The sequence below is a fragment of the Micromonospora sp. NPDC047134 genome (assembly GCF_040643455.1).
Taxonomy (GTDB): domain Bacteria; phylum Actinomycetota; class Actinomycetes; order Mycobacteriales; family Micromonosporaceae; genus Micromonospora.
This window is the reverse complement of the sequence record NZ_JBEYUI010000007.1, coordinates 51,572-65,549: the sequence shown is the minus strand read 5'-3', so window position 1 is coordinate 65,549 and position 13,978 is coordinate 51,572. Positions and strand designations below refer to the sequence as shown.

At 73.4% G+C, this 13,978-nt stretch carries 13 protein-coding genes and 1 riboswitch; of the genes, 8 read left to right on the top strand and 5 right to left on the bottom strand.

From position 1 onward, the window contains the following. Nucleotides 1-52 precede the first annotated feature (52 nt). Nucleotides 53-367: an SMR family transporter gene (locus ABZ795_RS11540; protein WP_357530254.1), complete on the bottom strand. Its 315-nt coding sequence runs from the start codon at nucleotides 365-367 to the stop codon at nucleotides 53-55. A 57-nt stretch (nucleotides 368-424) separates the two neighbouring features. Next, nucleotides 425-489, bottom strand: a riboswitch (guanidine-III (ykkC-III) riboswitch). Between the two features lie 95 nt (nucleotides 490-584). Here ABZ795_RS11540 and ABZ795_RS11535 point away from each other — a divergent pair. The 7 genes from ABZ795_RS11535 (at nucleotide 585) to ABZ795_RS11505 (ending at nucleotide 6,760) form a co-directional block, all read left to right on the top strand. Continuing rightward, nucleotides 585-1,514: an ornithine cyclodeaminase family protein gene (locus ABZ795_RS11535; protein ID WP_357530253.1), complete on the top strand. Its 930-nt coding sequence runs from the start codon at nucleotides 585-587 to the stop codon at nucleotides 1,512-1,514. A gap of 66 nt (nucleotides 1,515-1,580) precedes the next feature. Further along, on the top strand, nucleotides 1,581-3,059 hold the full coding sequence (gene rimO, locus ABZ795_RS11530; protein WP_357530252.1) for a 30S ribosomal protein S12 methylthiotransferase RimO: 1,479 nt from the start codon (nucleotides 1,581-1,583) through the stop codon (nucleotides 3,057-3,059). 53 nt (nucleotides 3,060-3,112) lie between these two features. Beyond that, nucleotides 3,113-3,706 (top strand): CDP-diacylglycerol--glycerol-3-phosphate 3-phosphatidyltransferase, encoded by a 594-nt coding sequence (gene pgsA / locus ABZ795_RS11525; RefSeq protein ID WP_357530251.1) that lies wholly within the window; start codon nucleotides 3,113-3,115, stop codon nucleotides 3,704-3,706. Nucleotides 3,707-3,809: 103 nt separating this feature from the next. Then, on the top strand, nucleotides 3,810-4,337 hold the full coding sequence (locus tag ABZ795_RS11520) for a CinA family protein (protein ID WP_357530352.1): 528 nt from the start codon (nucleotides 3,810-3,812) through the stop codon (nucleotides 4,335-4,337). Between the two features lie 125 nt (nucleotides 4,338-4,462). Next, on the top strand, nucleotides 4,463-4,903 hold the full coding sequence (locus ABZ795_RS11515) for a helix-turn-helix transcriptional regulator (protein WP_357530250.1): 441 nt from the start codon (nucleotides 4,463-4,465) through the stop codon (nucleotides 4,901-4,903). A gap of 194 nt (nucleotides 4,904-5,097) precedes the next feature. Beyond that, nucleotides 5,098-5,955 carry a PspA/IM30 family protein gene (locus ABZ795_RS11510; protein ID WP_327022165.1) on the top strand — a complete coding sequence of 286 codons (858 nt, stop codon included), beginning with the start codon at nucleotides 5,098-5,100 and terminating at the stop codon, nucleotides 5,953-5,955. Nucleotides 5,956-5,977: 22 nt separating this feature from the next. Beyond that, a complete protein-coding gene (locus ABZ795_RS11505) occupies nucleotides 5,978-6,760 on the top strand; it encodes a hypothetical protein (protein ID WP_357530249.1) in 783 nt (260 codons plus the stop codon). 65 nt (nucleotides 6,761-6,825) lie between these two features. On the opposite strand, the gene ABZ795_RS11500 is transcribed toward ABZ795_RS11505, so the two are convergent. After that, nucleotides 6,826-10,464 (bottom strand): hypothetical protein, encoded by a 3,639-nt coding sequence (locus tag ABZ795_RS11500; protein ID WP_357530248.1) that lies wholly within the window; start codon nucleotides 10,462-10,464, stop codon nucleotides 6,826-6,828. Nucleotides 10,465-10,644: 180 nt separating this feature from the next. Beyond that, nucleotides 10,645-11,439 carry a DNA-formamidopyrimidine glycosylase family protein gene (locus tag ABZ795_RS11495; protein ID WP_357530247.1) on the bottom strand — a complete coding sequence of 265 codons (795 nt, stop codon included), beginning with the start codon at nucleotides 11,437-11,439 and terminating at the stop codon, nucleotides 10,645-10,647. Between the two features lie 111 nt (nucleotides 11,440-11,550). Between ABZ795_RS11495 and ABZ795_RS11490 the strand changes: the two genes are divergently transcribed. Continuing rightward, nucleotides 11,551-12,750 (top strand): hypothetical protein, encoded by a 1,200-nt coding sequence (locus ABZ795_RS11490; protein ID WP_357530246.1) that lies wholly within the window; start codon nucleotides 11,551-11,553, stop codon nucleotides 12,748-12,750. A gap of 43 nt (nucleotides 12,751-12,793) precedes the next feature. Here the strand turns inward: ABZ795_RS11490 and ABZ795_RS11485 are convergent, their stop codons facing one another. Together ABZ795_RS11485 and ABZ795_RS11480 are read right to left on the bottom strand one after the other, a co-directional pair. After that, nucleotides 12,794-13,021 carry a CPCC family cysteine-rich protein gene (locus tag ABZ795_RS11485; RefSeq protein ID WP_327022160.1) on the bottom strand — a complete coding sequence of 76 codons (228 nt, stop codon included), beginning with the start codon at nucleotides 13,019-13,021 and terminating at the stop codon, nucleotides 12,794-12,796. 64 nt (nucleotides 13,022-13,085) lie between these two features. Further along, entirely contained in the window at nucleotides 13,086-13,886 is an 801-nt protein-coding gene (locus ABZ795_RS11480; RefSeq protein ID WP_357530351.1) for an SAM-dependent chlorinase/fluorinase, read from the bottom strand. Nucleotides 13,887-13,978: the final 92 nt, after the last annotated feature.

Below are 13,978 nucleotides of genomic sequence, written 5' to 3'. Positions count from 1 at the left end.
CCGGTCTCTACCCACTGGTGCGGGCCGTCACGCCCACCCCCTGGGATGAAGGTCAGTGGAAGGCCTTCAGGCCGACCACTCCGGCGACCACCAGCAGCAGACACAGGATCCGGGGCAGGCTGGTCGACTCGCCGAGGGCGAACATCCCCACCAGGGCGGTGCCGGTCGCCCCGATGCCCACCCAGACGGCGTACCCGGTGCCGACCGGGATCTCCCGCAGCGCGTACGCCAGGCCACCCATGCTCAGCACCAGGGTGACCGCGAAGACCGCGGAGGGGAGGGGCCGGGTGAAGCCGGCGCTGCGGTCCAGGGCGATCGCCCACGCCGTTTCCAGCAGTCCGGAGAGCACCAGCACGATCCAGGCCATCGGGTCACCTCTTCACGGTCGCCCGAGCCACCTGGCACGGGACGAGTCGGGTCCAGTTCCGGGGCGTCTTGACCTGACCGGGTACGCCCACGACTCGTCCGGGGGGCCGCAGGGGCCACCGGGGTCGACCGTAGCACCGTCCCCGGTCCCCAGGCTCAGGTGAGACCGATCACCTGAGGTGGACCTCAACCTCGCTTGACGTTGCACGATGGAAGGCATGACCCTCCTCATCTCCGATCCGGAGGTCGCCGCCGCCCTGGACGCTCCGACCACCGTGGAGGCGATGCGCCACGCCCTGCTGGCCGCGTACGAGGGGCGGCTGGTGGCGCCGCCCCGGGCCGCCGCGCCGCTGGGCGCCGGCCGGATGGTGCTCACCGCCGGGCACCTGACCGGGCAGTGGTACGGCTACCGGTCGTACGACACCTTCGGTCATCCGGGAGCCGAGCAGGTGGTGGTGCTGCACGACGGGCGGACCGGCGCGGTGCGGGCGGTGGCCGTGGGGGAGGAGTTGGGGTCCCGGCGTACCGGTGGGCTGGGCGGGGTCGCGGTGGACGCGCTGGCCCGACCGGAGGCCACCACCCTGGGGGTGATCGGCTCCGGCGGGCAGGCCTGGACCCAGGTCTGGGCGGCCGCCGCCGTACGCCCGTTGCGGGAGGTGACCGTGTTCAGCCGGTCGGCGGCCCGTCGGAGCGCCTTCGCCGACCGGGTGCGGGCCGAACTGGGCATCCCGGCCCGCGCGGTGGACACCGCCCGCGCCGCGGTGCACGACCGGGACGTGGTGGTGCTCGCCACCACCAGCCCGACCCCGGTGCTGGACGCCGCCGACCTGACCCCGGGCACCCATGTCAACGCGGTCGGCTTCAAACAGCGGGACCGTACGGAGTTCGGCCTGGATCTTCTCGACGCCGCCGCTGTGCTGGTCACCGACTCCCCGGCGCAGGCCGGGGCGTACGTGCCGCCGATGCTGGCCGCCGAAGCGCCGTACGCCTCGCGGTTGCGTGACCTGGGCGCGGTGCTGGCCGGGGCGGCACCGGGTCGCACCAGCGCGGACCAGCTCTCGGTCTTCTGCTCGGTCGGCCTGGGCGGCACCGAGGTGTTCCTGCTCGACCGGCTGGTCCGGACCCTGGCCCCGGTCTCCCCGAGCTGATCCGCCCGACCTGTTGGACACCGCGCCCGCCCCGCCGGGGAAGGCACGGCGGCCCGGTACCCTCGGATGGTGTCTGCCACCTCTTCTGACGGTCGTCGTGTAGCCCTGCTGACCCTGGGCTGTGCCCGTAACGAGGTCGACTCGGAGGAGTTGGCCGCCCGACTGCACGCCGACGGCTGGCAGGTGACCACGGACGGCGAGGGCGCCGACGTGGTGGTGGTCAACACCTGCGGTTTCGTGGAGAAGGCCAAGCAGGACTCGATCCAGACCCTGCTGGCCGCCGCCGACACCGGCGCCAAGGTGGTGGCCGCGGGCTGCATGGCAGAGCGGTACGGCCGGGAGTTGGCCGACAGCCTGCCCGAGGCCCAGGCGGTGCTCAGCTTCGACGACTACCCGCAGATCGCCGCCCGGCTGGACGCGGTGGTCGAGGGCCGCGAGTTCACCGCCCACACCCCCCGCGACCGGCGGGAACTGCTGCCGCTGACCCCGGTGGCCCGGCGGGACAGCGCGGTGTCGCTGCCCGGGCACGGTCGGAGCGCGGACGTCGACGAGCACACCCCGGCGCATCTGCGTCCGGTGCTGCGGCGTCGGCTCGACAGCGGGCCGGTGGCCTCCCTCAAGCTGGCCAGCGGCTGCGACCGCCGGTGCGCCTTCTGCGCCATCCCGGCCTTCCGGGGCGCCTTCGTCTCCCGTACCCCGGACGAGTTGCTGGCCGAGGCCGAGTGGCTGGCCAAGAGCGGTGTCCGCGAGCTGGTCCTGGTCAGCGAGAACTCCACCTCCTACGGCAAGGACCTGGGCGACCCCCGAGCCCTGGAGAAGCTGCTGCCGCAACTGGCCGCGATCGAGGGCATCGTCCGGGTCCGGGCCAGCTACCTCCAGCCGGCCGAGACCCGACCGGGTCTGATCGAGGCGATCGCCACCACCCCGGGGGTAGCGCCCTACTTCGACCTGTCGTTCCAGCACTCCAGCGAGCCCGTGCTGCGCCGGATGCGACGCTTCGGCTCCACCGACCGGTTCTTGGAGCTGCTGGCCTCGGCGCGGGAGCTGGACCCCCAGGCCGGGGCCCGGAGCAACTTCATCGTCGGGTTCCCGGGCGAGACCCGGGCTGACGTCGATGAACTGGTCCGCTTCCTGACCGAGGCCCGGCTGGACGCGATCGGCATGTTCGACTACAGCGACGAGGACGGCACCGAGGCCGCCGGGCTGCCCGGCAAGGTCTCCGCCGCCACCATCAAGCGCCGGTACGACAAGCTCAGCGCGCTGGCCGACGAACTGTGCTCGCAGCGCGCCGAGGACCGGCTCGGTACGACCGTCGAGGTGCTGGTCGACTCGGTCGACGGGGATCTCGTCGAGGGGCGGGCCGCCCACCAGGCGCCGGAGGTGGACGGTTCGACCACCCTCGTCACCCCGGACGGCGGTGGGGTCGATCTGGCCGCGCTTCGCCCGGGTGACCTGGTCCGGGCCACGGTGACCGGCACGGAGGGAGTGGACCTGCTGGCGGTGCCGGATGAGATGATCTCGGCGGCGCCCGGCGCGACACGGTGACGGCGGGGCGAGACGAGAGGGAACGACAGCATGGGGTGCCCGAGCGTGGGCCGATGACCGGCGCTACCGAGTCGACACCGGCTCCGGTGGCGGCCGGGGTGCCGGTGGTGAACGCCGCCAACGCGCTGACCGCCCTGCGGCTGCTGCTCGTACCGGTCTTCGCGGTCTCCGTGGTCTTCTCCGGCATGACCCACCCCGGTTGGCAGATCACCGCCTGCCTGATCTTCGCGGTGGCCTCGGCCACGGATCTGGTCGACGGCTGGATCGCCCGCCGGTTCGGGTTGATCACCGCGGTCGGCAAGGTGGCCGACCCGATCGCCGACAAGGCCCTCACCGGCGCCGCCCTGCTGCTGCTGTCCTTCTACGACCGGCTGCCCTGGTGGGTGACCGGGCTCATCCTCGCCCGCGAACTCGGCATCACCGCCCTGCGGTTCTGGGTGATCCGGCGCGGGGTGATCGCGGCCAGCCGCGGCGGCAAGGTCAAGACCGCCCTGCAGATCCTGGCCATCGTCTGGTACCTGTGGCCGATGCCGGCCGGGCTGGCCGGTGTGGGTCCCTGGATCATGGGGGCGGCGGTGGTGGTGACCGTCGTCACCGGCTTCGACTACATCGCCCAGGCCCTGCGCCTTCGCCGCTCCCGTAGCTGACCCGTCCCGCTCCCGCTGGGCGGCCGAACCGCGCGGCGGCGAGTAGAACCCCGGCTGGTCGGGAAGGATGTCAGGCGTGGGTGTCAGAGAAGCCGAAGGATCGATGGGTCGCGCGGCGGCCGCCGTGGTGCACCGTCTCACCGAGCGACGGGAGACCCTGGCCACGGTCGAGTCGCTGACCGGAGGGCTGCTGGCCGCCACGATCGTGGAGATCGCCGGGGCCAGTGTCGTCTACCGGGGCGGCCTGGTGGTGTACGCGACCGAGCTGAAGGAATGGCTGGCCGGGGTGCCGGGACAGCTGTTGGCCGAGCGCGGCCCGGTCGACGCCGAGGTGGCGGTGGCGCTGGCCGAGGGGGGACGCCGCCGCTGCGGGGCCGACTGGGGGTTGGCCACCACCGGAGTGGCCGGCCCGGAGCCGCAGGACGGCAAGCCGGTCGGGCTGGTCTTCGTCGCGGTCGCCGGCCCGGACGGTACCCAGGTGCGTGAGCTTGACCTCGACGGCGGACGCGACCAGATCCGGGGTGCCACCGTGACCGAGGCGTTGCGGCTGCTCACCGAGCACGCCCAGCTCGCCGAAGGCGCGGAAGCGGCCGTCGGGAGCAGATTTCAGAATGGCCACGCGGCTCGTTAGCCGGGCGGGGAGGGATGTCGCAGCGGCCTACAGCGGGTACGGTTGCGGGAAGGCTCCGTCGATCGGAGCCGGTGCCGCCGCCGGGCCGCACGGTCAGGCGTACTCTGTCCCCCAGGGGAGGTGCGATGGTCCTGCTACGCCGGGTGATCGGTGACGCACTACGGGCGCGCCGGCAGGGGCAGCACCGCACGCTGCGCGAGGTCTCGTCCGCCGCCAATGTCAGCCTGGGCTACCTGTCCGAGATCGAACGCGGCCAGAAGGAGCCCTCCAGCGAGCTGCTGGCCGCGATCTGCCACGCCCTGGGCGCCCGCCTCTCCGAGTTGCTGCGTGAGGTCAGTGACACGGTCGCGCTGGCCGAGCAGTTGCCGGAGGTGCTCGTGCCCGTCTCGAACGAGACGGTCGAGTCGACCCCGGTGGGTACGGCATCGAGCCGCGCCGTACGCCAGGTCAGCGCGGACGGGGTGGCCGTCTCGGTGCACCAGGAGTCCCCACTCAAGGCGACCCTGCGCAGCACCCGGGTCCGGGCCGCCGACCGCACCGACCGGGACGTGGTCTGCGCCGCCTGAGCCCCGGGTGGCTCGTCGGCGGATGGTCCCGGTGGCAACCGCCGCGTAGGGTTGATCGCGTACGTTCCCTCGTCGCCGGTACGGATGTCTTGCTGGCGCTCGACTGGGACGATGGACCCACCATCGCCGGTGGCCGCGCCGGGCCATCCGAGGTGGGGCTGGCGCAGCAACGCTACTGAGGGGATACCGCGGAGATGGCGAACCCGTTCGTCAAGGGTTGGAAGTACCTGATGGCGCTCTTCGGCGCCCGCATCGACGAGCACGCCGATCCCAAGGTGCAGCTCCAGCAGGCCATCGATGAGGCGCACCGGCAGCACCAGGCCCTGGTCCAGCAGGCCGCCGCGGTGATCGGCAACCAGCGTCAGCTGGAGATGAAGCTGTCCCGGCAGATGTCCGACGTCGAGCGGTTGCAGTCCAACGCCCGTCAGGCCCTGGTCCTGGCCGACCAGGCCCGGGCCAAGGGGGACGAGGCCGAGGCCGGGCGCTACGAGCAGTCCGCGCAGACCCTGGCCACCCAGCTGGTCTCCGCCGAGCAGGCCGCCGAGGACCTGAAGACCCTGCACGACCAGGCCCTCGCGGCGGCCGGGCAGGCCCGCCGGGCGGTGGAGAACAATTCCATGATCCTCCAGCAGAAGCTGGCGGAGCGCGCCAAGCTGCTCAGCCAGCTGGAGCAGGCCAAGATGCAGGAGAGCGTGGCCGCCTCGTTGGAGTCGATGTCCGCCCTCACCGCCCCCGGCAGCACCCCCAGCCTGGACGAGGTCCGGGACCGCATCGAGCGGCGCTACGCCAACGCCATGGGCCGCGCCGAACTGGCCAGCAACTCGGCCGAGGGGCGGATGCTGGAGATCCAGAAGGCCACTCTGGATGTCGCCGGCACGGCCCGGCTGGACCAGATCCGGGCCAGCATGGCCGGTGAGCAGCTCGGCGCCGGTGCCGCCCAGGGCGGTGCCGCGCAGCCGGCGACCGCCGACCCGGCCGTGGCCCGGCTGGACGAGATCAGGGCGACCATGAACCGGGACCGGGGCACCGGCGACGCCAGCGCCGCCGGCTGAGCGGGGGATCTAGGAGGCGACGGTGGCAGCAGACGAACGCACCCGCTACTTCCGGCGGCTGGGCAGGCTGCGACGCTCTGCCCGGCGATGGAGCGTACTGGCGGGTGGGTTCGGGGGTGCGGCCGTCATTCTGACCCCGTACGCCGGGATCGGGCTGGCCGACGCGGCCTGGGCCGCCGCCGCGGGCGCCACCACCGCCCTGGCCGCTTGGCGGTGGGTGGACCTGCGGGCCCTGGCCGCCCAGCCGGCCCCGCCCGCCCTGGACCCGGCCCAGGCCGCCGCCCGCAGCCGGGCCCGCCTGGTCGCCGCGGTGGAACGACTGCCGGCCGGTGCCGGGGTGGTGGCCGAGGTACGCCGGGCCCGGGCCCGCACCGCCCTGCGGGGCACCAGCGCGGCCGGGCCCTGGGAACGGCTGGACCGGGCCGCCGCGACCATGGCCGGGATGACCGGTCGGCTGACCGGCCTGGCCGAGCCGGCCGTCGCCGAGGCCAGCGCCGCCGAGCAGTCCCTGCGGGAGTTGGCCAACCGGGTGGCCAGTGTGGAGCGGGCCGCCCGCCTGGCCCCCGCCGAGGCCCGGGCACCCCTGGCGGAGGCGCACCAGGCGCTCACCGGCCAACTGGAGGCCGGGGTGGCGGCGTACGAGCGGCTGGTGGTGGCCGCCGCCGGCTACCTGGCCGAGGAGTACCGTCCCCAACTCGAACACCCGGCCGCCGCCCGCCTGACCGAGGCCACAGACCTGCTGCACGGCTTCGCCTCGGCCCTGTCCGAGCTGCGCCCCCACCCCACCCCCGACCTGCCCCGTTGATCAAGAGGTTCTGGTCGTCGGGGCGACGGATCCAGACCGAAACCTCTTGATCAACACCGCAGGGGTCAGTCCGGGGTGGTGATGGGGATGGGGGCGGTGAAGGGGGAGGCGCCGACCACGTTGAAGGAGCGGATCCGGTAGTGGTAGGTGACGCCCCGGGCCAGGCCGGTGTTGGTGAAGCCCCGGCCGGTGACGGTGAAGGTGGACAGTTCGCGGGTGAAGGCCACATCCAGGGCCCGCTGCACGGTGAAACCGGCCCCCTGGCCGGCGGGAGTGCTGGCCGCCCAGCTCAACACCACCACGGCGGTGTCCGGGCCGGGTGAGCTGGTGGCCACGCTCACCGAGGTGGGCACCCCCGGCGCCGGCGGACTGGTCACCGTGACCACGGTCGACCAGGGCGAGGCGGCACCCAGGTAGGTGGTGCGTACCCGGTAGTAGTAGGTGGTGTCCGGGGCGACCGCGGGATCCAGGTGGTGGTCGCCGACCCCGATGGCAGTGGTGCCCGGCCCGCTGGTGAAGGTCGGGTTGGTGGCCCGCTGGACGTCCACACCGGTGGCGAAGGACCGGTTGATCCAGCGCAGCGCCACCCGCAACGGCGCGGCCGGTGGTATCGCCGCGGTCAGCTTCGTCGGCGCCGCCAACTGCACCGAGGCCGGGACGCTGTTCGACCAGGCGGAGCAGCCCACGGTGTTCTCCGCCCGGATGCGGTAGTGGTAGGTGACCCCGGGGGTGACGGTGGCGTCGGTGTACCGGGTGGCGGTGGCCGCCACGGTCAACTCGGTCAACCCGTCGGTGAAGGTCGGGTCGGTGGCGCGTTGCAGCAGGTGACTGGTGGCCGGTGGGCGGCTGCCGTTACCGGTCCAGGTCAGGTTGATCGCCGGTAGGGCGGTGGCCGAACCGGGCGCGGCGGTGGCGGTCAGCCCGCTGGGTGCCCGGGGCGACACCCGCACCACCAGGGGGCGGCTCATGCCCTGGTCACGGTGCCCGCCCGCCCCGCTGCACCAGCGGTACTCCCAGCCCAGGTTGACCAGCTGGTTGACCACCGAGGCCGGGCGCCCGTCCAGCGGACTGACCGGGGTGGACCCGACCGGTACGCCGACCGGCCGGGTCGGGTCGAGCAGCCGTACGCTGTCGCCGATCTTGAACGGCAGTGCCGGCGGCTCCGGGCGCAGCGCCAGGATCACGTCCTCGCCGGGGTCCACCCGGACGATCTGTTTCCAGCCCAGTTCCCCCGGATCCGGTGGGCGGATCGTGCCGTCGCGGCCTACCCGGCCGACCACCTGCACGTCCAGCCCGTCGAAGCGCACCGGATGGCTCTGCCGGCCGGTGCCGCACACCCGCCACAGCTGGGTGCCGTCGCCGGGCGCCCCGACCGGCACCGCCGGGTCGCTGACGTGCAGCAACTCGGTGGCCGGGTCGGTCGGCCCGAGGGGCAGGAGGGTCTCGGCGCGGGGCCCGGCGTGCGGATGCGCCACCCCCAGTCGCCCGGTGAGTCGGCCGTGTTCGGCCTCGAAGACCTGCCGCACCGCCTTGACGGTCAGCGGCAGGGTGACCGGGCCGGGGGCACCGGTGGGGACGAACTCGACCCCGGTGGCGTGCACCGGGATCCGGGTCGTCCCGGCGGTGACCGTGCCGAAGCAGGGGTCGTACGCCGGGTCCGGCACGATCGGGGGGCGTTGGCTGGCCGCGTACGCCGTCGGCAGTCGATCGCGCAGCCGGTCCAGGTCGTACGGCTGCGCGGGGGTGCCGGTGACCCGGATCTGCACCAGGGTCCGGGTGTTCGGACCGTAACCGGGCAGGGTGGGTGGCGGACCCCCCTCGGCGGTCCGGTCGGCCGCACCGGTGTGCTGGTCATAGCGGGGGTCGAAGGCGGGAAACGGGGCGGGACAGTCGTTGTAGAGGATCAGGGTGCTGCCCGGGTTCACCGTGGCGAAGTCCACCAGCACGTCGGCCCGCTCGCCGGGGGCCAGCAGCAGGGCGTGCCCGTCGACATTGAGCACCCCCGGATCGCGCCGGTCGTAGCGGAACCCCACCGGCCGGTTGGGGATCACCACGGGGGCCGGCAGCAGCCCGCACTCGTTGCCGATCCGGATCAGCTCGGGTCCGCTGGCCCCCGGGTCGGGGACACCGCCGGGACGACCATCCGTGGGCCAGCCCGCCGGCCGCCCCGGTGCCCGTACCGCCTCGACCATCGGCACCTCACCGGCCTGGGCGTCGGCCAGCCGGTCGTCCGGGTGCCACATCGGCTCGTCCGAGCCGGCCCGGTAGAGCTGGAGGTTCAGCCAGCGGTCGGTGCAGGCGTTGAGGATGCGCCACCGGTACACCCGGGGTTCGACCTCCAGGTAGGGGTAGGCGGCGCCGTTGACCAGCACGGTGTCGCCGTAGACCGCCGGTACCGCGCTGGGGTGGGGAACCCCGGGCACCTCCGGGGGCTCCGCCGGATCGCCGTCCGGGTCGTGGCGCGGGTTCGGCACCGGCCCGGCCTGCGGTCCGGCCGCCGGCACGGTACGGGACCAGGGGCCGTAGTCCCAGCGACCGGTGGGGTTGACCCCGTCGGGCTGGTACGGGTTCTGCCGGGGCTGGTAGACGTGCGGGTGCCACAGGTTGCCCCGGGCCCCCCAGCGGTGTCGGTCCCAGGTCGGGTCCTGTTCGGCGAGCTGGGCGTCGTCCGGTACGAAGGTCTTGTCCTCGAAGACCAGGGGCAGTTGATCGTCGGGCAGTACCCCCTCGGCCACCAGCCGGTCCTGCGCCTCGTCGGCTAGCAGACAGAGCGCCGACTGTCCGGAGTAGACAGTCAGCCGGGACATTCCGATGGTGTTGTCGTGGAACCAGAGCAGCCGTCCGCTCTGTTCGTTCGGGAAGTACAGGGTCGTGGCCCCCGGCCCGGGAGGCGGCATGTCCGGCACGTGGCGCAGGCCCACCCCGGTCGGATAGGGGGTGATCTCACCGGCCGGGGTGATCCACTGGTGGGGGTTGCCGGCGCTGATCCAGCCGGCGTGCGCCCCGGCCAGGTGCAGCACCGCCCGGTTCTGCGGGTAGGGGGCAGGCCCGCCGAGGGGTCCCGGGCCGGTGGCGGGCACTGTCGGATCCACCGGGAGGAAGAGTTCGCCGGCCGGTCCGGTGGGCAGTTGGTTGATGAACTTGATCCGTACCGGTCGGCCCCGGCGGGCCAGGATGACCGGGCCCAGGTACCAGGCCCGGGGCGGCGGGGCGAGGGTGTTGTGTCCGTCGGCGTCGGTGCCCAGGTTCAGTTGCCGGTAGCCGCGCAGCCGGGTCGCCGGCAGGTCCCGGTGCAGCCGCTGGGTGTACTCCGTCAGCCCGATCTCGTAGTAGTCGCAGCCGGGATGGCTGATGGTGTCCGGCAGCGCCACCGGAAGTCCGGCCCCCAGCGGGGTGCGTCCCGCCAGGCCCAGACCGGGCAGGGGGTCCAGGAACTTGCGGATCCCCGTGCCGGCCAGCACCGCCCCGGTGTCGTCCAGCACCGGCAGGGGGCTGTGGGCGTGGTTGGGCACCGGGCCGAAACAACGGGGCGCCGCCGCCGGGTCCAGGCTGGCCGGGGCCGGGCTGCCGGCGGATTCGGGGCCGGCCAGGGCGTCCGGCGCCGAATCGGTACGGGCGGCGGGCAGGGTGGCGGGCGGAGCCGGCTGATCGCTGCGGGTGGTCCGGTCGAGCCAGGTCGACCGGAGTCTACGGAAGACGGCCATGGCTCTCCCGGTGATCGGGGCGCGGCGGTCACCACCCCGACGTGGTCGGCCGCATCACGCTGCATTGACTATCCGTGAGCGCTCAACCGCAGCATGCGACCTGACCGGCCGGCAAGGAAGTACCCAATCGTGTCAATTTGCTGCTCATTCGGCGTGTTGTCGCCCGCCACCCCGCCGCGGTCAGGTCGGGGCGGGCTGGCAGCGGGGGCACCAGTAGGTGACCCGTTCGCCCAGTTCCTCCTTGTGGATGGCGGTGCCGCACCGCCGGCACGGCTGGGCCCGCCGCCCGTACACGTAGCTGGTCTGGCCCCGACGAAGTGACCCGGTGGTGCTCTGGGTCCATCGGCCCCGGTTGGCGGCCAGCAAATCGTGCGCCAGGGCCACCAGGCCCGGAAGGTCCGGCACGGCCTCCACCCGGGTACGCGGGTTGACTCCGCGCAGGAACAGCAGCTCGCACTTGTAGAGGTTGCCGACACCGGCCAGGTTGCGCTGGTCCAGCAGGGCCTCCGCGATGCTCTCGGCCGGTCGGTCGGCCAACCGGCGGACCGCCTCGGCCGGGTCCCAGTCCGGCCCCAGCAGGTCGGGGCCGAGGTGCCCGACCAGCCGGTGCTCCTCGGCGGTCGGCACCAGCGTCACCTCGTGCAGGTGGTAGCCGACCGCGGTGGCGGTGGCCGTGGTCAGCACCACCCGGATCAGGTGGGCCGGGCGGGCGGTCCAGCGTTGCCCCGGGGCGTACACCCGCCAGGTGCCGTCCATCCGCAGGTGGGAGTGCAGGGTCCAGGGTGCCCCGCCGGTCGGCTCCGCCAGCCGGAGCAGCAGGTGCTTGCCGCGGCTGGCGCAGTCGGTCACCCGCCAGTCGGTCAGGTCGGTGGTGGCCAACCGGGGCACCCGGAAGTCGCTGCCGGTCAGCCGGGCTCCGGTGAGGGCGCGAGCCAGGAGGCGGGCGGTGTTCCACACGGTGTCACCCTCGGGCATCCCGCCATTATCCCCCCTTTCGAGCGCAATTCACGTGTATCGCTATCTGTAGCGCCCTTCTCATCGCTGTGCCGATCTGGGCAGGATTAGCCAACTACATGGAGGATTGACATGAATTCTCTCCGTATTCCGTTCCTCTCGATGGCCCTGGCCACCCTGTTGGCGGTGACCCTGCACCCGACACCCGCCTCCGCCGCCCGTACCGACCGGTGGCAGGTGGACCTGTCCGTCGTGGACGCCGACGACGTCAACGTCCGGCACACCCGGGCCGGTCTGGGACTGGCCGATGCCCGCCCACCCACGGCCCCGGGGCGGCACAGCCTCGTCGCCGAGGGGATGCTGGTGACCCCCGCCCGTACCCTGGCCGCCCCGGCCACCCGGGTCCGGGTCGAGGTCACCGCCACGGTCAGGCCGGGGGCCGCCGCTACGGTCCAGGTCCGAGGGTGGCGGGCCGGCGGCTGGACCGAGTGGCGTGCGGCCGGCCCGGCCGCCGTCTTCGACGGCCCGGTCACTCGGGTGCAGACCCGGGTGACGCTCACCGCCAGCCGGTCCGGCGCGAGCGCCCAGGTCCGGTCCGTCCGGCTCACCGCCGACGAGGTCCCCACCATCACCGCGGCCACCCCCGGCCTCACCTTCCGGGTGTTCGCCACCCGGATCGGTCTGGTCGGCAACACGACCGCGAACGGGCACGTCATCGTGCCCGGTGACCACTTCGTGGCCCTGCCCTCCGGGCGCAGCCTGTCGCCCCGCAACAGCGGGGACTACACCGTCCGGGTCTGCACCACCACCGGCAGCCGATGCGAGTACGCCCCGGTCTGGGACATCGGCCCGTGGAACACCCGCGACGACTACTGGAACATCAGCGGGGTGCGGGAGAACTGGAAGGATCTGCCGCAGGGTCGACCGGAGGCCCAGGCCGCCTACCAGTCCGGTTACAACGGCGGGCGGGACCAGTTCGGACGGGTGGTGCTCAACCCGGCCGGCATCGACCTGGCCGACGGGACCTTCTTCGACGGGCTGCAACTGACCACGAACGCCTGGGTCGACGTGGCCTACCTGTGGACGGGTACCGGCACCCGGGGGGTGGTCGGAGACGGTCCGCTGAACATCCGCACCGGCCCGGGCACCAACTACGGCACCCGGGGCCTGGCTGCCCAGTACGCCAGCGTGCCGATCGAGTGTTACGTGACCGGGCAGACCGTGACCGGCCCGTACCGCACCACCAACCGGTGGAATCGACTGGCCAGCGGGCAGTTCGTCAGCCACGCGTACATCTCGGCGGTCTGGGGCGGCGCGGTGCCGGTCTGCTGAGGGCCGGATCGGGTCGGGGTCGGAGCACCCCGGCCCGGCCAGGTCAGGGCAGTTCCTCGGGCCGAGGGGGGCGTACCGAATCCTGGTAGCGGGGGTGGCAGGCGCCGTAGACGGCGAAGTTGAGCCGGGCCATGGTCAGGCTCAGCTCCCCGTTGGGACCGCCCCGCACCACCTCGGCGTCGGCGTCGGCCTGGCCGTCGTCGGTCCAGAAACACACCGGACAGGTGCCGCCGCCGGTACGCGACGCGCAGCAGGGACAGGCGGCAGGCACCCAGCGATCTTCCACTCCGACAGCCTTCCACAATGGAGGTTTCGTGCGTGTGGCGCCGGACCGGTCAGCAGTCGGCGAGCCCATCGACCCGCAGCAGCGTACCGGCAGCGACACCGAGCACCTCGGCCGCCCGGCCACCGTTGGTCGACAGGGCGACCCGACCGGCCGAGTCCGGGTGCGCCACCAGGGCACCGGGCGAAGCGTCCCCGAAGGTACGACCATGCACCGCGACCCGCTCCCAGGTCTGCTCGCCGACCGGGCGGATCCGGACCCGGGCCGGCAGGGCCAGCAGCAGGTCGGCCGGGGCGGCCAGTTGGAGGTTGCCGAAGTGGTCGACCGTCAACACCTCGGCGGTGAAGCCGTCCGGACGTACCTCGACCACCGGCTCGGGCAGCCGGATCAGGGTAGACACCTCGACGGCCGGACCGGCCTCGGACAGCGGGGCGCCGGAGGCCAACCGGGCCGCGACCGGAGCGAAGACGTCCCGCCCGTGGAAGGTGGCCGAGACCCGCTCGGCCAGCCACCGCGGGTTGGCCAACTCCACCGCCTCGGTGACCCCGCCGAGCGCGGCGGCGGCGTCGATCAGCAGCCCGTTGTCCGGCCCGACCAGCAGGCCACCGGGGGTGGCCAGGGCGATGCCCCGGCGAGCCGTACCCACCCCCGGGTCGACCACCGCCACGTGCACCCCGACCGGCAGGTACGGCACGGTCTGCGCGAGCACGGCCGCACCCCGACGGATGTCGCCCGGTGGCACCAGGTGGGTCACGTCGATCACCCGGAGGCTCGGGGCCAGCCGGGCGATCACCCCGTGGCAGGCCGCCACGAAGCCGTCGGCCAGGCCGTAGTCGGTGGTCAGGGAGACGATCTTGGTCGACCCGGTGAGGTGTGCACTGCTGGTCACGGCATCGGATCGTACGTGTGGCCCACCGGCACCGCTGCCAGGGCGGCCACCTGCCG